The organism is Microbispora sitophila (assembly GCF_014892245.1).
GTDB lineage: Bacteria > Actinomycetota > Actinomycetes > Streptosporangiales > Streptosporangiaceae > Microbispora > Microbispora siamensis.
In genome coordinates, this window is the sequence record NZ_JADBGC010000012.1 from 78,046 (window position 1) to 99,311 (window position 21,266).

General features: G+C 71.1%; 22 protein-coding genes. 13 read left to right on the top strand and 9 right to left on the bottom strand.

Annotated features, from left to right (window positions below; all coding sequences use genetic code 11):
- Positions 1-7: 7 nt before the first annotated feature.
- The 4 genes from IL992_RS22645 (at position 8) to IL992_RS22660 (ending at position 4,664) form a co-directional block, all read left to right on the top strand.
- Positions 8-1,102 carry an ADP-ribosylglycohydrolase family protein gene (locus IL992_RS22645; protein WP_319018743.1) on the top strand — a complete coding sequence of 365 codons (1,095 nt, stop codon included), beginning with the start codon at positions 8-10 and terminating at the stop codon, positions 1,100-1,102.
- Positions 1,103-1,323: 221 nt separating this feature from the next.
- Positions 1,324-3,144, top strand: coding sequence for a DUF2075 domain-containing protein (locus tag IL992_RS22650; protein ID WP_319018744.1), 1,821 nt, complete (start codon positions 1,324-1,326; stop codon positions 3,142-3,144).
- Between the two features lie 67 nt (positions 3,145-3,211).
- The gene (locus IL992_RS46410; RefSeq protein WP_226873598.1) at positions 3,212-3,850 is read left to right on the top strand and encodes a hypothetical protein; all 639 of its coding nucleotides are present in this window, start codon (positions 3,212-3,214) and stop codon (positions 3,848-3,850) included.
- A gap of 43 nt (positions 3,851-3,893) precedes the next feature.
- A complete protein-coding gene (locus IL992_RS22660) occupies positions 3,894-4,664 on the top strand; it encodes a phosphotransferase (RefSeq protein WP_226873599.1) in 771 nt (256 codons plus the stop codon).
- 37 nt (positions 4,665-4,701) lie between these two features.
- On the opposite strand, the gene IL992_RS22665 is transcribed toward IL992_RS22660, so the two are convergent.
- Complete coding sequence (locus IL992_RS22665) at positions 4,702-5,121, bottom strand: MarR family winged helix-turn-helix transcriptional regulator (protein ID WP_193205382.1); 420 nt, start codon at positions 5,119-5,121, stop codon at positions 4,702-4,704.
- A 106-nt stretch (positions 5,122-5,227) separates the two neighbouring features.
- Here IL992_RS22665 and IL992_RS22670 point away from each other — a divergent pair, with 106 nt between their 5' ends.
- A complete protein-coding gene (locus tag IL992_RS22670; RefSeq protein ID WP_319018745.1) occupies positions 5,228-6,673 on the top strand; it encodes an MFS transporter in 1,446 nt (481 codons plus the stop codon).
- Here the strand turns inward: IL992_RS22670 and IL992_RS22675 are convergent.
- Together IL992_RS22675 and IL992_RS22680 are read right to left on the bottom strand one after the other, a co-directional pair.
- The gene (locus IL992_RS22675; protein ID WP_193205384.1) at positions 6,654-7,331 is read right to left on the bottom strand and encodes an O-methyltransferase; all 678 of its coding nucleotides are present in this window, start codon (positions 7,329-7,331) and stop codon (positions 6,654-6,656) included. The two genes, IL992_RS22670 and IL992_RS22675, sit on opposite strands and share 20 nt — an antisense overlap.
- Positions 7,332-7,363: 32 nt before the next feature.
- Entirely contained in the window at positions 7,364-7,714 is a 351-nt protein-coding gene (locus IL992_RS22680) for a hypothetical protein (RefSeq protein WP_193205385.1), read from the bottom strand.
- Between the two features lie 241 nt (positions 7,715-7,955).
- On the opposite strand from IL992_RS22680, the gene IL992_RS22685 reads away from it, so the two are divergent.
- The 4 genes from IL992_RS22685 to IL992_RS22700 all read left to right on the top strand — a co-directional run bounded on the left by IL992_RS22685 (position 7,956) and on the right by IL992_RS22700 (position 11,656).
- Positions 7,956-9,143 carry a thiolase family protein gene (locus IL992_RS22685; protein WP_193205386.1) on the top strand — a complete coding sequence of 396 codons (1,188 nt, stop codon included), beginning with the start codon at positions 7,956-7,958 and terminating at the stop codon, positions 9,141-9,143.
- A complete protein-coding gene (locus tag IL992_RS22690; RefSeq protein ID WP_193205387.1) occupies positions 9,140-9,817 on the top strand; it encodes a 3-oxoacid CoA-transferase subunit A in 678 nt (225 codons plus the stop codon). Before IL992_RS22685 ends, IL992_RS22690 begins: the two co-directional genes overlap by 4 nt.
- Positions 9,814-10,500 (top strand): 3-oxoacid CoA-transferase subunit B, encoded by a 687-nt coding sequence (locus tag IL992_RS22695; protein ID WP_319018746.1) that lies wholly within the window; start codon positions 9,814-9,816, stop codon positions 10,498-10,500. The genes IL992_RS22690 and IL992_RS22695 overlap by 4 nt, the downstream gene beginning before the upstream one ends.
- A gap of 409 nt (positions 10,501-10,909) precedes the next feature.
- On the top strand, positions 10,910-11,656 hold the full coding sequence (locus IL992_RS22700) for an SDR family NAD(P)-dependent oxidoreductase (protein WP_193205388.1): 747 nt from the start codon (positions 10,910-10,912) through the stop codon (positions 11,654-11,656).
- 10 nt (positions 11,657-11,666) lie between these two features.
- On the opposite strand, the gene IL992_RS22705 is transcribed toward IL992_RS22700, so the two are convergent.
- A complete protein-coding gene (locus tag IL992_RS22705) occupies positions 11,667-12,086 on the bottom strand; it encodes a hypothetical protein (protein ID WP_193205389.1) in 420 nt (139 codons plus the stop codon).
- A 120-nt stretch (positions 12,087-12,206) separates the two neighbouring features.
- On the opposite strand from IL992_RS22705, the gene IL992_RS22710 reads away from it, so the two are divergent.
- Positions 12,207-12,770, top strand: a complete 564-nt coding sequence (locus tag IL992_RS22710; RefSeq protein ID WP_193205390.1) for a hemerythrin domain-containing protein — start codon at positions 12,207-12,209, stop codon at positions 12,768-12,770.
- A gap of 255 nt (positions 12,771-13,025) precedes the next feature.
- Here IL992_RS22710 and IL992_RS22715 read toward each other — a convergent pair whose 3' ends face one another.
- The 4 genes from IL992_RS22715 to IL992_RS22730 all read right to left on the bottom strand — a co-directional run bounded on the left by IL992_RS22715 (position 13,026) and on the right by IL992_RS22730 (position 16,218).
- Positions 13,026-14,309: a hypothetical protein gene (locus tag IL992_RS22715; RefSeq protein ID WP_193205391.1), complete on the bottom strand. Its 1,284-nt coding sequence runs from the start codon at positions 14,307-14,309 to the stop codon at positions 13,026-13,028.
- A gap of 28 nt (positions 14,310-14,337) precedes the next feature.
- Positions 14,338-14,832, bottom strand: a complete 495-nt coding sequence (locus IL992_RS22720) for a pyridoxamine 5'-phosphate oxidase family protein (protein ID WP_193205392.1) — start codon at positions 14,830-14,832, stop codon at positions 14,338-14,340.
- A gap of 98 nt (positions 14,833-14,930) precedes the next feature.
- Positions 14,931-15,560, bottom strand: coding sequence for a DedA family protein (locus tag IL992_RS22725; protein WP_319018747.1), 630 nt, complete (start codon positions 15,558-15,560; stop codon positions 14,931-14,933).
- A gap of 103 nt (positions 15,561-15,663) precedes the next feature.
- Positions 15,664-16,218 carry a TetR/AcrR family transcriptional regulator gene (locus IL992_RS22730; RefSeq protein WP_193205393.1) on the bottom strand — a complete coding sequence of 185 codons (555 nt, stop codon included), beginning with the start codon at positions 16,216-16,218 and terminating at the stop codon, positions 15,664-15,666.
- 208 nt (positions 16,219-16,426) lie between these two features.
- Between IL992_RS22730 and IL992_RS22735 the strand changes: the two genes are divergently transcribed.
- The 3 genes from IL992_RS22735 (at position 16,427) to IL992_RS22745 (ending at position 19,263) form a co-directional block, all read left to right on the top strand.
- Positions 16,427-17,632 carry an NAD(P)/FAD-dependent oxidoreductase gene (locus IL992_RS22735; protein WP_193205394.1) on the top strand — a complete coding sequence of 402 codons (1,206 nt, stop codon included), beginning with the start codon at positions 16,427-16,429 and terminating at the stop codon, positions 17,630-17,632.
- 178 nt (positions 17,633-17,810) lie between these two features.
- Complete coding sequence (locus tag IL992_RS22740) at positions 17,811-19,022, top strand: cytochrome P450 (RefSeq protein WP_193205395.1); 1,212 nt, start codon at positions 17,811-17,813, stop codon at positions 19,020-19,022.
- Between the two features lie 40 nt (positions 19,023-19,062).
- Positions 19,063-19,263, top strand: coding sequence for a ferredoxin (locus tag IL992_RS22745; protein ID WP_193205533.1), 201 nt, complete (start codon positions 19,063-19,065; stop codon positions 19,261-19,263).
- A gap of 729 nt (positions 19,264-19,992) precedes the next feature.
- Here IL992_RS22745 and IL992_RS22750 read toward each other — a convergent pair.
- Complete coding sequence (locus IL992_RS22750; protein WP_193205396.1) at positions 19,993-21,249, bottom strand: YncE family protein; 1,257 nt, start codon at positions 21,247-21,249, stop codon at positions 19,993-19,995.
- Positions 21,250-21,266 lie beyond the last annotated feature (17 nt).

Below are 21,266 nucleotides of genomic sequence, written 5' to 3' on the forward strand. Positions count from 1 at the left end.
GATCATCGTGAGCAATGCCGATACGGGCGACATTCCGTTCGGGGCACGGGTACGCGGCTGCCTGCTCGGCGGGGCCGTAGGGGACGCCCTCGGCGCGCCCGTGGAGTTCGACTCGATCGCCGCCATCCGCCATAACCACGGCAAGGCGGGCCTGACCGACCTCGCGCCCGACTGGCGCGGCAAGACCGGCCTGATCACCGACGACACCCAGATGACGCTGTTCACCGTCGAGGGACTGATCCGCGCCGGCGTACGCGTCGATGAGAGAGGCATCGGCGGCGGTGAGGTGCAGGTGGTCCGTCACGCCTACCTGCGCTGGCTCGACACACAGGAGCACCGCGTGCCGCCGCCCGCGGACGACCTCGTCCGCACCGGCCGGCTGCGCGAGCAGACCTGGCTCTACTCCCGTCGCGCACCCGGCAACGCCTGTCTGTCCGGCCTGCGCGCCGACCTCGGCCCGCTCGCCGCTCCCGGCCTGCCCGGGCCGGTCAACCCCGGTTCCAAGGGCTGCGGCACCGTCATGCGCTCCGCCCCGTTCGGGCTGGCCACCCGCGACCCGCGGGCCGCCTTCACGCTCGCGGCCCAGTGCGCCCAGATCACGCACGGACACCCCACCGGCTATCTGGCGGCCGGGGCCTTCGCCGCGCTGGTCTGTTTCCTGGCCCAGGGTGCGCCGCTCGCGAAGGCCGTACACGACACTCTCGGCCTGCTCGCCGAACGGCCCGCGCACGAGGAGACCACAGCCGCGATCGAGGCGGCGGTCGCCCTGGCCGGCACGGCGGAGCCGTCGCCCGAGACGGTGGAGACGCTCGGCGGCGGGTGGGTCGCCGAGGAGGCGATCGCCATCGCGGTCTACTGCGCGCTGGTGAGCCGCGACGACATCGAGCGGGCGCTGCTGCTGGCGGTGAACCACTCCGGTGACAGCGACTCCACCGGCTCCCTCTGCGGCAACCTCCTCGGCACGGTGCACGGCGACGCGGCCCTCCCCCGGCACTGGGTGTCCCGGCTGGAGGGCAGGGACACCATCGTCGAGCTCGCCGACGACTTCACCACCCAGTTCACCGGCGGCCGTCTCGACCACGACAAGTACCCCGGCGGCTGACCGCACCGAATCCGAACCGCGTGAGACGCACGCTCTGCCGGGATCATGTCGGTGGATCGTTGTAATCTTCCGGACGTACTGGTGATGCGGCCCGACGGGCTTCCGTTCTCTCGCCCGGGAACGGACATGCCCCCATACCGCACGAGTCTTTCGTGCTGCCTGGGGGTAGGTCCGTGGCCGTTGTCCGGCATTCCGCGGAAGGTCTGCTTCAGCTCGCGTCCGTGCCGGAGAGGGTGCTGAGCGATGTGATCGCCGAACAGCTTCGCATCACTCAGGGCGTCAACCCCGGCAAGAGCGAGCGAAGGTCCTGGGATCGCAGTCTGCCCGTGCTCGCCCGTGATCTCGTCGAGGCCGGGCTCGGCGGCGTTGAGATGCTGCTGGAATACCAGTTACCGCTCACCAGCAAGCGGGCCGACGTGATCCTCGCCGGCGTGGACCGGCACAGTGGCGACGACGCGTACGTCGTCGTGGAGCTCAAGCAGTGGAGCCACGCCGAGCTGTACGAGGACGACGCCGACCTCGTTCTCGTCCCCGGCATGGGCAACCACCCCAAACTTCACCCAGTCGTGCAGGTGCACGGCTACTGCGACTACCTCGCCGACTTCGTCGCCGCCCTGGAGGACCGCCGTCACGCCGTCCGCGGCGTCGCCTACCTGCACAACGCAAACGACCTGGACATCCACGACCTCTACGACCGGGTGGAGGACGAGCGGACCCGTCTGTTCAGCCAGAGCCGTCGTGGTCAGTTCATCGACTACCTTCGCACGCAGTTCGCGCCCGAACACGGTGCGCGCGCCGCCGACAGGCTGCTGGCGTCGGCGATCCGGCCGTCCAAGCAACTGCTGAAGGTGGCCGCGGCCGAGATCAGGCATCGGGACCAGTTCGTCCTGCTTGACCAGCAGCGCCTGGCGTACGAGATCGTGCTGCACGCGGTGGAGAAGGCCAGGGCGTCCGACTCCAAGGAAGTCGTCATCGTCACCGGCGGTCCCGGCTCGGGCAAGAGCGTCATCGCACTGTCGCTGCTCGGCGAGCTCGCAGAGCGCGGCTATCCGGCACACCACGCCACCGGATCGCGGTCCTTCACCGAGACCATGCGCCGCCACGTGGCCAAGGGATCCACGCGCACGAAGGCGCTGTTCAAGTACTTCAACAACTTCATGACCGCCAAGCCGAACAACCTCGACGTGCTGATCTGCGACGAGGCCCACCGGATCCGCGAGACCTCGGCCAACCGCTTCACCAAGGCCGCCGAACGGACGGGGCGTTCCCAGCTCGACGAGCTGATGAGCGCCGCCCGCGTCCCCGTCTTCCTCCTGGACGAACACCAGGTGGTGCGACCGGGCGAGACCGGGACCGTCGCCGACATCAGGGCGCACGCACAGGCCCGCGGTCTGGCCGTCCAGCAGGTGGATCTCGACGCCCAGTTCCGCTGCGGCGGCAGCCGCGCGTACGAGGAATGGGTGCTGCGACTGCTCGGCCTGAACGGCGAGGATCCCGAGCCGTGGACCGGCGACCCCCACTTCGAGGTAACCCTCGCCGACTCGCCGTACGAGCTGGAGGGGCTGCTGCGCGCGAAGCTGAACGACGGATACTCGGCACGGATGACGGCCGGTTACTGCTGGCGATGGAGCGACCCCGACGGCGACCGCCTCGTCTCCGACGTGCGGATCGACGGCTGGTTCAAGCCGTGGAACGTCAAAGGCGACCGCGCCGTCGGTGACGCCCCTCCCAGCGCGCTGTGGGCCACCATGCCGGGCGGCTTCGAGCAGGTCGGCTGCGTGTACACCGCCCAGGGCTTCGAATACGACTGGAACGGCGTGGTGTTCGGCCCCGACCTCGTCTGTCGGGACGGCCGTCTGATCACGGTACGCGCCGCCAGCAAGGACCCCGCGCTGCTGAAGAAGTCCGTCACGGACGAACAGGCCGACCGGCTGATCCGCAACACCTACAAGGTGCTGCTCACCCGCGGCATGATCGGCACGGCTGTCTACTCCGTCGACGCCAAGACACAGGACTTCCTCGCCACCCTGCTTGATCGATAGGGTGTCCCGGCGCCCATGTTCACGGCGCGGCTCGACGGTCCGAACGCTGCACGCTGAGAACGAGCTCATGACCCTCATCACCCTGAGGCAGGCCGCGATCCGCTTCGGCATCCCGCTGGCCGCCCTGCGGAAAGTCGCGGCCGCCGGTCTGCTTCCGGCGATCGCCCGGCACGGCGGAAAGCCGGTCGTCCCCTCGGACGTGGCGCGGCGAATCGCGACTCGCTCCGCTGTCGCGCCACACCACCTCATGCCCATCACACCGGGCACCACCAGAATGGCGGTGTTGCGAGTCGACGTCGCGAAGCCGGTCCCGGACGAGGACCGGCCCTTCATCGGCTTCCACGCCGATCTGGCACCTGCGGAACTGCTGGAAGCGCTGCGTGGGTGGTGGGTGGGGAATCCGGCGAGAATCGCGGAGGCCGGTGTCCTCCCCGTCACGCTCGGCGGGTTCGTCGTCGCCGTACTGACAGGCCTGAGCGGCTGGGACAGCAGAGTGACCGACGAGGGTGTGACGCGTCACCGTTTCGACGCGCGACTGGCCGGCTACATCAGGGACCTCGACGCTCCCGTCAACGTGGTCGGGAGCGGAACCACTGACGACCTTCGAATCGCCGAGCTCCTTCTCGGCAAGCCCCTCCCGTCCATATCGGGCGGCCCCATCGCCTACGTGACCCTGCCGGCGCACGAACGCACTCTTTCCCGATAGTCGTCGGGGCCGGCGGGGCGGTCAGGAGACCATCATGGGACGCATGATCGAAGAGCGACGCCTCCCGGGCGGGAACACGAATGGGGCGGTCAGGGTCGGCGACACGGTCCGCCGTGTCCCCGGCCCCTGGACGCCTGCCGTGCACGCGCTGCTCCGGCATCTGGAGGACGCCGGCTTCGACCGGGCTCCGCGTGCACGAGGGTTCGACGACCAGGGGCGGGAGGTCCTCTCGTACCTGCCGGGAGAGGTGGTCGGGACCGCGCGGCCGTGGCCCGCGTGGGTGCACAGTGACGACGCGCTCCGTCAGGTGGCCGGCTGGCTGCGCGACTTCCACACCGCGGTGGCGAGTTTCGTCCCTCCGCCGGACGCGGTCTGGCGTGAGGGAGGGACCTGGCGGCCCGGCCTGGTCGTCGGCCACAACGACGCGGCGCCGTACAACGCGGCGTGGGCCGACGGGCGCCTCATCGGTTTCTTCGACTGGGACTTCGCCGGTCCTGTCACGCCGGAGTGGGACCTCGCCTTCACCGCCTTCTCCTGGGTGCCGCTCCACGCCCGCCATGTCGTAACGGCGGAGGGGTTCACCGCGTTCGCCGAGCGGCCCCGGAGACTGCGGCTGTTCCTCGACGCCTACGGCTGGGACGGCCCGGCCGGGCGGTTCATCGAGACCGTCCGCCAGCGGGTCAGCGCCTCCGCCGACGGCATCCGGCGTCTCGCGGCGGCGGGCGACCCGGCGTACCGGAAGATGGTCGGCGACGGCGTCGACAGGTCATTGGACACGGCGGTCGAGGAACTGACCGGCTTTCCCGCCGAGTGAGACCGGTGCCTGCGAGTCCGCTGCCCGGGTATCGCCTCTAGGGGCGGGGCCAGGGCCGTCCGGCGAGGCTTTCGATGTCGGTGTTGAAGCGTCTGAGGTAGGCGGCGAAGGCCGCGACGTCCTCGGCCGTCCAGTCGGCGAGCACCTTCTCCAGGCCGAGGATGTTCTTCTCGCGCTCCTCACCGAGCCACCGCTCGCCCTCCTCGGTCAGCCGGAACTTGCGGGCGATGCCACCGTCGGGGTCCGGGATGCGTTCCACCAGCCCGGCATGCAGCAGGGCCGAGGTGTGCCGGTTGAGAGTGGAAACGTCCAGTCCGAAGGCGTCGCTGAGCTGGCCGATGGACATGGGGCCCGTCATGTGGATGCGACTGAGCAGCAGGTAGGCGCTGCGGTCGAGGTGGCGGTGCCGCCCGAGCAGCATGGTCTCGAACTCGATGAGATGCGTGGGCTTGTCCATGCCGGTTCCTTCTCATACAGATATGTGCACCCTACATGAATTGTGCGCGTAACACACGATGTGTAGGGTGCACATCGTTTTGACCATCGATTCGAGGGAGACCCACGTGGGAGCCTCCACGTCCACCGCTCGCCCCGGGGGCATCGTCAGCGTGACGGCGGTGGCCGGCATCGTCGCGTCGCTCATGCAGACCCTGGTGGTGCCGCTGATCGGCGAACTGCCGAACCTGCTGCACACCACCGCGTCGAACGCCTCATGGGTGATCACCGTCACGCTGCTCGCGGGAGCGGTCACCACTCCGGTCACCGGCCGGCTCGGCGACCTGTACGGCAAGCGCCGCATGATGCTGGTCTGCTCGGTGCCGCTGATCGCGGGCTGCGCCGTCTGCGCGATGGCGGGCTCCCTGACCCCGATGATCATCGGAAGGGGCCTGCAGGGCATGGGCATGGGCATGATCCCCCTGGGCATCAGCGCCCTGCGCGACCTGCTGCCGCCGGAGCGGCTCGGCCCCTCCATCGCGCTGCTGAGCTCGTCCATGGGGATCGGCGGCGCGCTCGGACTGCCGATCGCGGCGGCCGTGGCCGAGTACGCGAGCTGGCGGGTGCTGTTCTGGGGCTCGGCCGTGCTGAGCGTGCTGGTCGCGGTGCTGATCTGGCTGCTGGTCCCCGCCACGCCCACTCGGGCTTCGGGCCGGATCGACGTCGCCGGGGTGCTCGGCCTGGGCGCCGGGCTGGTGTGCCTGCTGCTGGGCGTCTCCAAGGGCGCCGACTGGGGCTGGGCGAGCGGCACCACGCTCGGCCTGCTCGCCGCCGCACTGGTCGTACTGCTGCTGTGGGGCTGGTGGGAGCTGCGCGTCAAGGACCCGCTGGTCGACCTGCGCGTCACCGCGCGGCGGCAGGTGCTGCTGACCAACCTGGCCTCGATCGTGGTCGGTTTCTCGATGTACGCCCAGGCGCTGATCGTGATGCAGATCCTGCAGCTCCCCGCGGCCACCGGCTACGGCCTGGGCCAGTCGATGCTGGCGGCCGGCCTGTGGATGGCTCCTTCCGGCCTGATGATGATGGCCGTCTCGCCGCTGGGCGCCCGCCTGTCGGCCGCCCGCGGCCCCAAGGTCACCCTGATCGCCGGCAGCCTGGTCATGGCGCTCGGATACGGCTCCTCGACGGTCCTGCTGGGTTCCACCTGGGGCCTGCTGATCGTCACCTGCGTCTGCAACATCGGCGTCGGCCTCGCCTACGGGGCGATGCCCGCTCTGATCATGGGCGCGGTCCCCCGCTCCGAGACCGCCGCCGCCAACAGCTTCAACACGCTGATGCGCTCCATCGGCACCACGGTCTCGGCCGCGGTGGTCGGCGTCGTCCTGTCGCAGATGACCGTCCGGCTGGGCGGGCACATCCTGCCGTCGGAGGGCGGCTTCCGCGCCGGGATGCTGATCGGCTGCGCCGCCGCCCTCGTCGCCGCCGCCGTGACCATGGCGCTCCCCGCACGCCCGGCGGGCCGTACGGCCGGTCACGACGTCCCCGCCGAGCCCGTCACCGCCACGAAGCCCTGAGCCCCGGCTCAAGGGGTCGCGCTGCGCGATTCGGTTCAGCGATCCGCCGCGCCGGGCGTCTCGGGGAACGGCGAGTGGCCACGAGCGCGGCCAGATCCGGCGCGAGGCGGAGTTCGGCGGCGTCCAGCCCCGGATGGCCGAGCCAGTGCATCCGCGCCTGGTCGACAGCGCCGTCGAACCGCGGCGGCCAGTGCCGAGCCGGGGTCAAATCGTCGATGACCAGCGTGCCTCCCGGCCTGAGCAGCCGGTGCGGGTCAGCCGGCTGCTCGCCGCTCTTGCCTTGGCCGCCGCCGTCGAGCACGAGCAGGTCGTACGGCCCGTCCCGATGGATCTCCCGCCAGTCACCGCAGATCACCGAGACCGGCGGATGGTCGAGGAAGACCTGGGCGGCCAGGAACGCCCGATGTGCGTCCCGTTCGACGCTGACCAGCCGGGTCCCGGGCCGGGCGCCCGAGGCCAGCCATGCCAGGCCAACGCCGCACCCGGTGCCGGTCTCCCCGATCACCTCGGCGCCGGCCGCCATGGCGTACAGCAGCCGCCCCTGCTCGGGCCGGCAGGAAGGGGCGAAGCCCGCCTGCCGGGCCATCTCGACCGCGCGCCTGACCAGCGGAGGCAACTCCGTGAGATCGGCATATGCCGCCGTACCGTCGACCGACATCGCCCCAGACTAGGCGGGGCGAGGTCATCCCCCTAGTAGGAGCAGGCGCGGCGGGGAAGCTTGCCCGACGCCTTGATGACGACCGTCTTGTGGCGCTTGCTGTTCGGATCATTGATCCACATGGTCAGGCGCGGGTACTCGTGGGCGCACACCCTCTTCTCGCTCTTCTTCAGGTGCTTGAACTGGTAGACCACCCGCTTCCAGTTCTTGACAGGGGTCTCGACCATCCATCCCTCGCCGTCCTGCATCGCTCCCAGGCAGTTGCGGATCCCCTGGCACGGGCTGCTGTACGTCCTAGCGGCCGCGGCGGATTGGGCGGCCGACGGCTGCGCGATCAGCGCGGTCAGGGCGACGGCCGCGCCCACGGCGAACTTCCTGGTCACGTTTGCTGTCCTCACGATCGTCCTCTCAAGGGTCGTCACCACATCGACCGCGCCAGCGTGGCGGGTCGCCCTTGTGAACCGCTTGGAGATCGTTGTGGCGTCGGTCCTCGCCGGCGGGTACTGCCCGGAGCCCTCGCCCGTGCGCCCGTGGACGCTCCGGCCGCAGGGCGACGGCATGGACTATGCTCGTGGCGTTCGCAAAATGAACCGGCGTTCGCATAGCGAACAAGAAGGGAACGTCATGGGCTCGGCCTTCCTCTATGCCGCGGCGCGTACGCCGTTCGGCAGGTTCAACGGCGCATTCGCGGGTGTCCGCCCGGACGACCTGGCGGCCACCGCGTTACGCGGCGTGCTGGCCAAGCTCCCCGGGCTGGATCCGGCGGAGATCGGCGATGTGGTGTGGGGCAACGCCAACGGCGCGGGCGAGGACAACCGCAACGTGGGCCGGATGGCCGTGCTGCTGGCCGGGCTGCCGGTGACCGTGCCGGCCACCACGGTGAACCGGCTGTGCGGGTCGAGCCTGGACGCCGCCATGATCGGCTCGCGGACCATCGAGAGCGGCGACGCGGACGTCGTCGTCACCGGTGGCGTGGAGTCGATGACGCGAGCCCCCTGGGTGCTGCCCAAGCCCTCCCGGGCCTTTCCCGCCGGGGACGTGACCGCGGTCTCCACGACCCTCGGGTGGCGGCTGGTGAACCCGCGCATGCCCAAGGAGTGGACGGTCTCCCTCGGCGAGGCCAACGAGCAGCTCGGCGAGAGGTTCGGCGTCTCGCGCGAGCGGCAGGACGCCTTCGCCGCGCGGTCGCACGTGCTGGCCGACGCGGCCTGGAACGCCGGCTTCTACGACGACCTGGTCGTTCCGGTCGAGGGCGCCGACCTGGCGCGGGACGAGGGCATCAGGCCCGGCACGACGCCGGAGATCCTCGCCGGGCTCAAGCCGGCCTTCCGCCCCGACGGCGCCATCACGGCCGGCAACGCGTCCCCGCTGAACGACGGCGCCTCGGCGGTCGTGCTCGGCTCGCGGGCCGCCGCGGACCGGATCGGCGCCGACCCGATCGCCCGCGTCGCGGGTCGCGGCGCCGCGGCGCTCGAACCGCAGATGTTCGGGTACGCGCCGGTCGAGGCGGCCAACCAGGCGCTGCGCCGGGCCGGCATCGGCTGGGACGACGTCGGCGCCGTCGAACTGAACGAGGCCTTCGCCGTGCAGTCGCTGGTGTGCCTGGACGCCTGGAAGATCGACCCCGCGATCGTTAACACCAGGGGCGGCGCCATCGCCATCGGCCACCCCCTGGGCGCCTCCGGCGGGCGCGTGCTCGGCACGCTCGCCCACGTGCTGCGCGAACGGCGCGAGCGGTGGGGCGTGGCCGCGATCTGCATCGGCGTCGGCCAGGGCCTGGCCGTCGTGCTCGAGAATGTGAGCGCGTCATGACCACGGTGTTCACCGACCCCGCCGAGGCGGTCGCGGGCATCGCGGACGGCTCCACCGTGCTGATCGGCGGCTTCGGCATGGCCGGCATGCCCGTACGGCTCATCGACGCGCTGATCCGGCAGGGCGCCACGGACCTGACGGTGGTCAGCAACAACGCGGGCAACGGCGACACCGGCCTGGCGGCGCTGTTGGCCGCTGGGCGGGTGCGCAAGATGATCTGCTCGTTCCCGCGCCAGAGCGACTCGTGGGTCTTCGACGGCCTGTACCGGGCCGGGAAGATCGAGCTGGAGGTCGTCCCGCAGGGCACCCTCGCCGAGCGCATGCGCGCGGCCGGGGCCGGCATCGGCGCCTTCTACTGCCCGACCGGGGTCGGCACGCCGCTGGCCGAGGGCAAGGAGACGCGTACCATCGACGGTCGCGACTACGTGCTCGAGTATCCGATCAGGGGGGACGTCGCCCTCATCGCCGCCCATGTCGGCGACCGGATGGGCAACCTCGTCTACCGCAAGACCGCGCGCAACTTCGGGCCCGTCATGGCGACCGCCGCGACGCTGACGATCGCACAGGCGCACCACGTGGTCGAGACCGGCGAGCTGGACCCCGAGGCCGTGGTCACCCCCTGCATCTACGTCGACCGGATCCTGGACCTGAGCGCGACGGAGGCGACGTCGTGAAAACCACTGCGAAAACCACTGTGAAGACCGTCGAACACCTCGGCCGCGGCCCGCTCGGCCGCGACGAACTCGCCGCCCTCGTCGCCCGCGACATCCCGCCGGGGTCCTTCGTGAACCTCGGCATCGGCCAGCCGACGACGGTCGCCGACCACCTCCCGGCCGGCTCCGGGGTGGTCCTGCACACCGAGAACGGCATGCTCGGCATGGGCCCCGCCGCGCGCGGTGACGAGATCGACCCCGATCTGACCAACGCCGGCAAGATCCCCGTCACCGAGCTGCCGGGGGCGTCCTACTTCCACCACGCCGACTCGTTCGCGATGATGCGCGGCGGCCACCTCGACGTGTGCGTGCTCGGCGCCTTCCAGGTGTCCGAACGCGGCGACCTGGCCAACTGGCACACCGGCGCTCCCGACGCCATCCCCGCGGTCGGCGGTGCCATGGACCTGGCCACCGGCGCCAAGCAGGTGTTCGTCATGATGACCCTGTTCACCAAGGACGGCACACCCAAGCTCGTCCCCGAGTGCACCTACCCGCTCACCGGGCTGGCCTGCGTGAGCCGCATCTACACCGACCTGGCCGTCTTCCACATCGGCCCCGAGGGCGTCACCGTGGTCGAGACGTACGGCACGAGCGTGGCCGGGCTCGCCTCCCGGCTGGAGGTCGCCGTACGCACCGTCGCGTAGGAGGGCGAGCGGCCGGACGCCGGTCACAGTGCCTTGGCGGTCTCGCGGCAGATGGCGAGGCCCAGGCCGCTGCCGCCGGGGTCGTGACGCCGCCCGCAGCGGGCCACCTGCGGCGTGCAGGGTGATCGACCGGGTAGGGCTGGGGAATCCGGCCGGGCCGCATCGACGAGACCCAGGCGATGCCGACGCGCTGCGTCTCACCGAACGCATGCTCCTGGACCCGGCCGCGCGCACCGAGGTCCAGGCTGACACCGATCACCGTGAGGACGATCAGGGCCAGCACCCCCAGTGGCTAGTGGGGACGCAGTCTCAGTCGTCCGGATCTCACAGCCCTCCCTCCCGGTCGACGCGAAGGCTCCAACGGCAGCCACTGTGATGATCGGGACAGAAGGGACGCTAGTCTCCCCCTGTGAGTGAGCGAGCAGTCCTCGTTACCGGCGCGTCGCGTGGAATCGGGCGGGCGATCGCGGTGGCCTTCGCCGCCGCCGGCGACCGCGTCGCGATCCATCACCGCGGCTCCCCCGAACTGGCCGAACGGGTCCGTGCCGAACTGCCGGGAGAGGGCCACGCCGTCGTCCAGGCCGACGTCGCCGATCCCGCCGACGCGCGGCGGATGGTCGAGGAGGCGGCGGCCGCCCTCGGCGGCATCGACGTCCTGGTCAACAACGCGGGGGTCTTCCTGCACCACCCGATCATGGAGACCTCGTACGAGGAGTGGCAGGAGGTGTGGCGCGAGACGCTGGCCGTCAATCTCGTCGGACCGGCCAACGTCACCTGGAACGCCGTACGGCACATGGCGCCGGGCGGCAGGATCGTCAACGTCTCCTCGCGCGGCGCCTTCCGCGGGGAGCCGGACAGTCCCGCCTACGGGGCCAGCAAAGCGGGCCTGAACGCGCTGGGCCAGTCGCTCGCCATCGCCCTGGCGCCCCTCGGCATCGCCGTGGCGACCGTGGCGCCCGGCTTCGTCGAGACCGACATGACCGACGAGCATCTCAAGGCGCCGCGGGGCGACGAGATCCGCGCCCAGAGCCCGTTCGGGAGAGTGGCGAGGCCCGAGGAGATCGCGGCCGCAGTCCTGTATCTGGCGTCACCGGACGCCGAGTGGGCCAGCGGCACGATCGTCGACCTGAACGGCGCCTCCTACCTGCGCAGCTGAGCAGAGGCGGTCAGCTGGGCGTCCAGTATTTGACCAGGACCTTCTCCAGCCTGCTCACCACCGGTTGCCAGGTGGGGGGCAGGGTGTAGCGGATGGCCCGATGCCCCTTGTAGGCCAACCGGTAGGCGATGAAGTCGGCCCCCGGAGGCTGGGACTCGGAGCGCCCGAGCCGCAGGTGTTTCAGCGAGCCGCGCAGGCCGCGCCACTCCGCCGCGGTCAGGCATTTGCGGACGGTGGGTCCGGTGCGGCGGCTCAGCACGGCGCAGCCGTCCGTGTAGACGGCCACCCGGTTGTGCAGCCCGGCGAACCCGCCCTCCTCCCGCAACTCCACGAGCAGTTTTCCGTGTGCCGTGGCCGCCTCGGCGGGAGCGGTGACGGCCAGCACGGACAGGGCCGCCACGGGCAGCAACGTGATACGCGAAATCCTCATGCTCTCTATGACGCATCACGGCGCCCTCCGGCTCACGGAAGACATCCGGTCGAGGTGCGGGTGTAGGCGAGCCGGGTTCGGGCAGGCGGGTCGGAGTCTCCGACTCGAAAGGTGACGAAAGTGACCACTGCTACAGAACAGGACGTCATCGACCTGCTGCTGGCGCAGCACAACCAGATCAAGACCATGTTCGCGGAGGTCGCCGCCGCGCGGGGCGAGCGCAAGCGCGAGCTGTTCAACGAGCTCGTACGGCTGCTGGCGGTGCACGAGAGCGCGGAGGAGCAGGTCGTGCACCCGGCGGCGCGGTCGAAGGCGGGAGAGGAGGTCGTCGAGGCCCGGCTGCACGAGGAGGACGAGGCGAAGCACGCCCTGTCCGACCTGTACGACCTCGGCGTCGACCACCCCGAGTTCGACACCCGGCTGGCCGCCCTGGAGAAGGCGGTCGTCGACCACGCCACGCACGAGGAGCGAGAGGAGTTCCCCCGGCTGCGCCAGGAGACGTCCCCGGAGCGGTTGCGCCGCATGGCCGGCGCGGTCCGGGCGGCCGAGGCGATCTCGCCCACCAGGCCCCATCCCGGCGCCGGGGAGTCCGCGACCGCGAACATGCTGCTCGGTCCGCCGGTGGCCGTGTTCGACAAGATCCGCGACGCCGTACGGGACTGGCGGCAGTCGAACAAGGACTGACCCCCGCCCGCTCCGTCCGGCATGAGAGCGGCTCGGCGGTGGGACCGCTCAGGCCTGATCCCGACGGCGATAGGAGCCTGCGGCACCTGCGACCGAGCACCGGTCGCGGCACGTGCGGGCCCGTCCACGCGGACGGGCCCGCACGCCGTGCACCTGTCCATAGGCCTGGCGGCATGGCGAGCGCCTACCACCCGGCCTACTGGGCAGTGCTCATCCGCATCAGGGCGGCCGGCAGGCTGATCACCGGCTGGTGAATCACCGGCTGAGGCGCCACAGCGCCGCTCGGCCTGCGGCGGTTCCGGCGTCCTTGACTATCGAGCCGAGCGCGTAGATCGTGCCGTCCCGCGACACCAGGTCATACACCACCGCGTGGCCGCCATCCGGCACGGGGAGGAATTCCAGCGTCCACCGTCCGCCGGACAGGTGCCACAGAGTGCCGCGCTCGATGTCATACCTGCCCGTAGCGGTCCATAGGCCTCCGCTCCCGTCGGGCACCGTGTCGCCGAACTCGGGCATCGCGTCGCCTGAGCCGGGCTCCGCTGTCGGTCCCCAGAAGCACGTCCACACGCCGGAGACGTTGCGCATGGCCAAGGGTCGCCTCGGGAAGACGTCCTCACCGTCCTCGAGGTCATGCTCCACCCAGGCGAAGCTTCCGAGCACCCAGAACTCCGCAGGACCGGTCCGCACCGCCGCCTCCACATAGCGGGTGCCGACGTTCCCGTGCTCCGGCTTGGCATCCGAAGGCAGCTTCAGGTCCGGCATCGGAACGTCCTGCCAGGCGCTTCCGGTCCACCGTGCCACGCGCATCCGCGCGCCGTCCGTGCCGCCGAGCCGCATCTCGCCCACCACCCAGGGCTCGTCATCGGTGCCGCCCACGGAGTAGGCGGGCGCGGGCAGCCGGGCCGGCTGCCACCGCGTACCGTTCCACCGCATCGACTGATCTCCGACCACCACCCACGGCCCTTGCGCTGAGCTGTGCAGGTTGTCGAGACCGGGGCGCAGGTGGAGCGGCGCCGTCTGCCAGGCCGTGCCGTTCCAGGCGGACAGTGTCCTGGGGCCGTAGGTGTCTTCCTCGCCCCTCGGATGGGTCACGATCCAGGCCACGTCACGGGAGGCGGCCGCCAGGGCCTGGTCCGCGCCAGGGGCGCTCGGCACCTGCGGCAGTCGCGTCCATGTCCGGCCGTCCCAGCGGCGGGCCACCAGGTGGTCGCCCATGGCGTCGGGCGTGCCATGGAGTGCCCACAGCGTGCCGTCTGGTGTGATGGTGCCGTTGTCGAGGTAGCCCCCGGATTCGTCGAGCGAGACCAGCCGCCACCTGGACCCCCGTACTGTGACCGGCCGCAGTTGGTCGGCCTGTCTGGGGACCGCAAGACAGGCGCCGGGCGAGACGGCGGCGGGCTCGGCGACCGTCTCAGTCGGCGCAGGAGAGCCCGCACGAGGCATTCCGGTCGTGTGCGAGCTCGCGCCGGCGCTCGTGCACAGCGCCAGTATGGCCAGCACCACCGTCGTTCGTCTCAGCGCGATGCTCCCCAAGGACATGGACTGAATGGTCACATTGTGGTGCGCCTTAAGAGCGCTCGAGGCGGCGGACTCCCTGCCCGGGGCGCCAGAGGTCCATGACCATGACGGATCCCTCGATCTGCGTCAACACGACCTCGCGGATGTCCGCTGTGAAGAAATGGGACCCGCTGAAAGCATCGGGATCGAAGCCGCGCGCGGCCAGCATCGGCGCGAGCCGGTCTCGATCGGTGACCTCGACCGCATAGCCGGACAGCTTCGTGTCACCCCCCGACGAGCCGGGGGTCTCGCCGGCGCCGAGGAGAACCGGAGGGCCGTGCAGGGCGAAGCGTGGATCACGCTGCAGGTCACGGGCCTTCAGAGCACCAGGCATCGATCCGAACCACAGTTCGTCGCCGACGACGTACGCCTCGATGCCACTGACCCGCGGCGAACCGTCCTTACGCAGCGTCGCGATGGTCTTGTGCTTGTGCGACTCGAACGACTCCCGGACCCGGGCGGCGAACTCCGGTGCCGATTCGGCCACTTCACGCCAGCTGGCCACACGGTCCCCTTTCATACGATCTTGACTGGCGACCCAGCCTGTCAGACGGGACCGACAGAAAGCCGCACCGCCGCTCGCAGGTCCCCTGTCCGGGAAGCTCAGTGGCCGGAGTTCCCGCGCTCGCAGGAGCCTCTGCGGTGCCGTCGGACGCGCCACACGATCAGGGCGGTCACCACGACCGCGGCGAGAACGGCCGCGACCACACCGCCGACGGCCGACTGCACCCGCTCGTACGCCGCCCCGGCGAAGAAGCCCAGGAGGGTGTAACCGACGCCCCAGAGCACCCCGCCCAGCACGTTGAACAGCAAGAACCGCCGGTAGTTCATGCGCGAGACCCCGGCCAGGGTCGGCATCATGGCGCGGAGGAACGCGGCGAACCGAGCGAAGAGCACCGCCTGGGCGCCCCACCGGCGAATCAGCGCCTGTGCCCTCTCCACACGGTCGCGACGGCGGCGCAGAACCCGTACGTCCAGGACACTGGGGCCGAGGCGGCGGCCGATGAGGTAACCCACGCTGTCGCCGGCGATGGCGGCCAGCGTCACCACGAGCCCCAGCCAGTACACCGACAGCCTGCCCTGGCTGGCGAGCACGCCGCCCAGCACGGCGGCCGTCTCCCCCGGCACGACGAACCCCACGAACAGGGCGTCCTCGGCGAAGACCAGCGCGGCCACGACCGCGTAGAGCACCGCCCCCGACAGGCCCCAGAGCCAGTTGAAGATCTCGTCCACCCGTCCTCCATGCGCCTCCCCCGTTGTCGTGTCCCCGAGGAGGTGCGCTTACGCGCGCCGCACGGCCGAGCGCGGTTCGCTCGGTTGTCGCCGGACCGCCCGGTCAGGCGTCCATGCCCTTGCGCAGCAGGGCCCAGGCCCGTGCGGCGGCGACGCGCCGGGCCGGCGCGGGTCTCATGGTGAGGACCGCGGCGAACATGCCGACGGCCAAAATCAGGTCCTCGGTGGTGAGGTCCGCGCGGACGTGCCCGGCGCGCCTGGCCTCGGCGAGCTTGCCGTCGAGCACCTTGGCCACGCGGTCGCGTACGGCGATGATCCGCAGGTCGTCGGCGTATGCGCTGACCATCTCGATGAACGCGGTCGAGGCGATGGTCTGCTCCGTGATCAGGGCCAGCAGGTCGTCGAGCGTCGCACAGGGCTCGGCGGCCAGCGCCTCCAGCTCGGCGACGCCGTCCTCGAACACGGCCAGGGCGAGGCTGGTGCGGTCGGGGAAGTGCCGGTAGAGGCTGCCCTGACCGACTCCGGCGGCGCGGGCGACCGCGCTGAGCGGCGCGTCGTAACCGGCGGCGGCGAACACATCCCGGGCCGCGGCGATCAGCGCCGCCCGGTTTCCCGCCGCGGCGCTGGGTCCCCTGTTCGTCCGGCGCGCTACAGCCATGCGGTCAGGATAGCAACCGGACATCAATGTCCGATTTTTCGACATGCACTTCGTCTTTACTCGACATATCACTGTCAGGCGGGCTACGGTGTTCCGGACAATGTTGTCCGGTTGAACCGGTGCGGGCGTCCCCCCGAGCCCTGACCGGCGCCACCGTCGCCGGCCTCACAGCTATCGGAGGGAACGCGATGAACACGCTGGGGCAGTCGTGAACCGGGTCGTGATCGTCGGCGCCTCGGCGGGCGGGCTGATCACCGCCGAGGCGCTGCGCAGGGCCGGCTATCGGGGCGTCGTGACGCTCGTCGGCGACGAGCCGCATCCGCCGTACGACCGCCCGCCGCTGTCGAAGCAGATCCTGACCGGGGAATGGGAGCCCGGCCGGCTGCCGCTGCGGCGGGACGACGACATCGAGGCGCTGGGCCTCGACCTGCGTCTGGGAGTGGCCGCGACCGGGCTTGACGTGGCCGGGCGGACGGTGGAGCTGGCCGACGGCGCCCGCGTGCCGTACGACGCGCTGGTCGTCGCGACCGGCGTACGCTCCCGCCGCCTGCCGGGCAGCGAGGGGGTGGCGGGGATCCACACGCTGCGCACCCTGCAAGACGCGCTCGAGCTGAAGGCCCGGCTGCGTCCGGGACGTCGGCTGGTGATCGTCGGCGCCGGGTTCGTGGGCGCCGAGGTCGCCGCCGTCGCCCGCGGCCTGGGGGTGGCGGTGACGATGCTGGAGGCGGGCCCGGTCCCGATGGCGCAGGCCGTCGGCGAGCAGGCCGGCCGGTTCCTGGCCCAGGTCCACCGTGACCACGGGGTCGACCTGCGCACCGACGCCGCCGTCCGCGAGGTCGTCGGCGTGGGCGGCGCGGCCAGCGGGGTGCGGCTGGGCGGCGGGACGGTCCTGCCGGCCGACGACGTGCTGGTGGCCATCGGTTCCGTGCCCAACACCGGCTGGCTGGAGGGCACCGGGCTTCCCCTGGCCGACGGGCTGGTGTGCGACGAGTTCAGCGCCGCCGCCCCCGGCGTGTACGGAGCCGGGGACGTGGCCCGCTGGCACAACCCGCTGTTCGGCACGGCGATGCGGGTCGAGCACCGCACCAACGCCGCCGAGCAGGGCATGGCCGTCGCCCGCAACCTGCTCTCCCCCGAGGCCCGGCGGCCGTTCGCCCCGGTCCCGTACTTCTGGTCGGACCAGTACGACATGAAGATCCAGGCGTACGGGCACCTGCGTGGCCACGACGAAGCGGTCGTCGTGGACGGCGACATCGCGCAGCGGCGTTTCCTGCTCGCCTACCGGACGGACGAGCGGCTGGCCGGGGTGCTCTCCGTCGGCATGCCGCCGAAGACCCTGCGCGCCTGGCGGGCAATGGTCGCGGCCGGCGCCGCGTGGGCGCACGCCGTGAGCACGGTCGCCGCCCGCCCCTGAGACCCCCGCCCCTGAGACCCCCGCCCCGAAGACGCCCGGGAGTTTGCATGCAGACGGGCACCGGCACGACCGGCCTTCACGCTTGCCCGGGCATACGTGATGGGCGCCGTCCTTCCGATCCGCCGTCCTTCGATCCGGGAGTCCACGGCGACCGACCATCCATAAGAGGAGATGCCGAATGAGTGTCAACGACCAGGTCCTGAGCTACCCCATCCCCAACGACGCGGCGCTGGACCCGCCCGCGGAGTGGGCCGAGTTGCGTGCCCGATGCCCGGTGGCCCACGTCACGCTGCCCAGCGGCGACCGGGCGACGCTGCTGACCCGCTACGAGGACGTCAAGCAGGTGCTGGCCGACCCGCGCTTCACCCGCCAGCTCAACGCGCCCGACGCGGCCCGGCTGTCGGCGGACGGCGGCGGGGTGTTCAGCAGCGAGATGGCGACGATCATCCCCGACAGCGGCGAGGAGCATCAGCACTGGCGGCGTCTGGTCGGCAAGTGGTTCACCGCCAAGCGCATGAACGCCATGCGGCCCGCCATGATCCGGATCGCCGAGGATCTCATCGACGACATGGTCAAGCGCGGCGCCCCTGGCGACCTCAGGGCGAGCCTCGGCTTCCCGCTGCCGGTCTACGTGATCTGCGACATGCTCGGCGTGCCCGCCGCCGACCGGGACCGGTTCTCCTACTGGTCCGACACGCTGCTCAACCTCACCCGCTACGGCAAGGACGAGATCGAGGCCGCCCAGGGCGAGTTCTTCCAGTACATGTCCGACCTCGTCGCCGCCAAGCGCGCCGAGCCCGGCGACGACCTGCTGAGCGAGCTGATCACGGCCGGCGGTCCGGAAGACGGCGGGCTGTCCGACATCCAGATCCTGGTCACCGGCATGGCGTTGCTGGTCGCCGGGCACGAGACCACCGCCAACATGATCGGCAAGATGGTCTCCATGCTGCTGGCCGACCGCTCTCGGTGGGAGCGGCTGCTGGCCGACCCGTCGCTGATCCGCACCACGGTGGAGGAGTCGCTGCGCTTCGACGCCAACTCCGGCTTCGGCCTGCCCCGCTACCTGAACGCGGAGACCGAGGTCAGCGGCACGGTCCTGCCCCGCGGCACGACCGTGGTGTGCAGCATGGCCGCCGCCAACCGCGACGAGTCCGCCTTCGAGCACGCCGCCGAGATGGACCTGACCCGCAGCCCGAACCCCCACCTGGCCTTCGGCTCCGGCGCCCACTCCTGCCTGGGGCAGGCGCTGGCCCGCACCGAGCTGCAGGTCGTCCTGGAGGTGCTGCTGCGCAGGCTCCCGACGCTGGAGCTGGCCGTGCCGGTGGAGGAGCTGGAACGCGTGGAGGGGCTGGCCGTCGGCGGCCTGCGCGAGGTCCCGGTCCGCTGGTGACCCCTGACCACGAAGACTCGATGGCAAGGAGGACATGGACATGAAGGTCATCGTCGACGAGGCGAAGTGCTGCGGTGCCGGCCAGTGCGTGCTCATCGCACCCGAGGTGTTCGACCAGCGCGACGAGGACGGCATCGTCGTCCTGCTGGAGCCCGAGCCCGCCGAGGACCAGCACACCGCGGTCCGCGAGGCCGCCGCCGTCTGCCCCGCCGCCGCCATCCAACTGGACGAGGACGCCTGAGTCCCCGCGTACCCGCGAGTCGGGAGCGTGCCCGCCTCTCCTGAGACAGGCACGCTCCCGCAGGTCACCCGAACGGCCGTCGGCCGAACCAGCAGGAACGCCCCCGCACTGGACAGCTCGTGACCAGGACCGCATCGTCGTCATATGACCATGGATGTGGAGCCGGCGCCGGTCGGCGCGCCCAGGCCGCCGTCGCTCGTGACGTTGCGGGTGACGCAGATCGCGGGCGCGTGGATGGTCGGATCACTGCTGGCCGTGTGTGCCTTACGTCTTGGTTCTCGGCTTGCTCATGCGGAGCGTGGCGGCTCTCGTGCTGTCGGTTCCCCTGCTCGCGGCCGCCGCGGCAGGCGTGCTGGCCGTGGTGGCCCGGCTGACCACGGGCGCGTCGCCGATGACCGGCACGCCCGGCCGGTGCGTCGGCTGGGGCCTCCTCGTCGTCACCGGAGGTGGCCTCTGCTGGATCGCTGCAGGAGGGCTCTACGCCAACCATCTGCGGCCGCTGCACCCGCCCGCCGTGGTCACCGTGGTCCTGGCCGGGGTCCCCTTCGCACTGGCCGCCGCGTTGCTCGCGGGCGGCCGGACCTCGGTGGTCGCGCTCGTGGTCGCGGTCACGCTCGTCGTGGCCCTCGTGGTCGCCGTCCGGCTGACGGGCGGGCACGGATCCGGGGGCCTGGCGAGCGCGCCCGGTGGTGCCGGGACGGGGCGGCCCGTCCCGGCACTCGCGGGGGTTCAGCCGGCGGCCGGAGGGATCCAGCCGGCCGGGATGCGGGCGATGCGGACGCGCTGCGGGTGGTCGCCGACCGGCACCGAGGTGATCTTCTGCCCGGTCGCGAAGTCGATGGCGGTGACCCGGTCGGCGCCGCTCTCGGAGATGACGCAGGCCCGTCCGTCGCCGCTGACGGTGGCCCAGTAGGGCTTGGACGCGCTCACCAGCGGGCCCTCCTGCAGCGTGGCCCGGTCGACGACGGTGGCGTAGTCGTCCATCGTCGCGGCGACGCAGAGCTTGTCGCCGGCGGGGTTGATCGACAGCCCGTGGTGCCGGGAGTCGTTGACCCAGGTGGTGCGGTCCTCGCTGGTGGCGGGGTTCTTCGGCAGGGTCTTGATTCGCGTGATCTTGTCCGTGGCCGTGTCGTACTCGGCGAAGCCGTTGAAGAACGAGACCTGGAAGTACAGCTTCGACTCGTCGGGCGTGAAGACGGCGGGCCGCACCGCGTCCGACAGGTCCGTGCGGCCGAAGGCGTCCAGCCGGTCCCGCATGTCGATGGTCCTGACGACCTTGTACGTCGAGGCGTCCGCGATCGTGATGTGGCGGTCGCCCTTCAGCCAGTCCTGCGACGGGCTGTCGAAGTCGTTGTTGACCTCGCCGATCGACATGTTCCAGATGTACCTCCCGCCGCCGGTGAAGATGTTCTCGTGCGGCTTGTCGCCCGTGCCGAACGAGCCGAGCTGCCTGCCGGTGGTGATGTCCAGAACGTGGACGGTGTTGGAGGTGGAGGCCGACACCGCGACCTTGGTGCCGTCGGGTGACACGGCCATGTGGTCGGCGCGGAAGCCGGAGACCGGGAACCGCCATCTGATGGCGCCGGAGGCCAGGTCGATCGACACCACGTCGGCGAAGCTCGGGCGTGAGACGACCATGGCCGTGCCGTCCGGGGTGGCGTACATGTCGTCGACGAACTGGTCGTGGCCCTCGCCGGGCCCCTGCCGAATGCCCAGGAAAAAGGCCAGCTTGACGGGGTTGAGGTAGATCTCGGCCAGCCGCCGGGCCTTGTCGGGGATGACGTTGATCCGGCCGATCCTGGCGAAGCTCCCGCTCGACTCGATGACGTCAGCGGTGCCGTCCCAGTTGTTGCCGACGAACATCACCTCGCGCAGTCCGTCGGCGGCGCGCGCGGGACCGGCGGGAACGCCGCAGACGACGGCGCCGGCGACCGCCACGGCGGCGAGCAGGGATCTGCGCCGGCGTGCGAGGGCCGAAGCGTGCATGTTCTTCCTCCGGGGGG

Coding starts and splice junctions, on each gene's coding strand:
- IL992_RS46410 (WP_226873598.1), top strand. CDS start 3,212: ATGACCCTCATCACCCTGAGGCAGGCCGCGATCCGCTTCGGCATCCCG.
- IL992_RS22660 (WP_226873599.1), top strand. CDS start 3,894: ATGATCGAAGAGCGACGCCTCCCGGGCGGGAACACGAATGGGGCGGTC.
- IL992_RS22665 (WP_193205382.1), bottom strand. CDS start 5,121: ATGGACAAGCCCACGCATCTCATCGAGTTCGAGACCATGCTGCTCGGG.
- IL992_RS22675 (WP_193205384.1), bottom strand. CDS start 7,331: ATGTCGGTCGACGGTACGGCGGCATATGCCGATCTCACGGAGTTGCCT.
- IL992_RS22685 (WP_193205386.1), top strand. CDS start 7,956: ATGGGCTCGGCCTTCCTCTATGCCGCGGCGCGTACGCCGTTCGGCAGG.
- IL992_RS22690 (WP_193205387.1), top strand. CDS start 9,140: ATGACCACGGTGTTCACCGACCCCGCCGAGGCGGTCGCGGGCATCGCG.
- IL992_RS22705 (WP_193205389.1), bottom strand. CDS start 12,086: ATGAGGATTTCGCGTATCACGTTGCTGCCCGTGGCGGCCCTGTCCGTG.
- IL992_RS22715 (WP_193205391.1), bottom strand. CDS start 14,309: ATGTCCTTGGGGAGCATCGCGCTGAGACGAACGACGGTGGTGCTGGCC.
- IL992_RS22730 (WP_193205393.1), bottom strand. CDS start 16,218: ATGGCTGTAGCGCGCCGGACGAACAGGGGACCCAGCGCCGCGGCGGGA.
- IL992_RS22740 (WP_193205395.1), top strand. CDS start 17,811: ATGAGTGTCAACGACCAGGTCCTGAGCTACCCCATCCCCAACGACGCG.
- IL992_RS22745 (WP_193205533.1), top strand. CDS start 19,063: ATGAAGGTCATCGTCGACGAGGCGAAGTGCTGCGGTGCCGGCCAGTGC.
- IL992_RS22750 (WP_193205396.1), bottom strand. CDS start 21,249: ATGCACGCTTCGGCCCTCGCACGCCGGCGCAGATCCCTGCTCGCCGCC.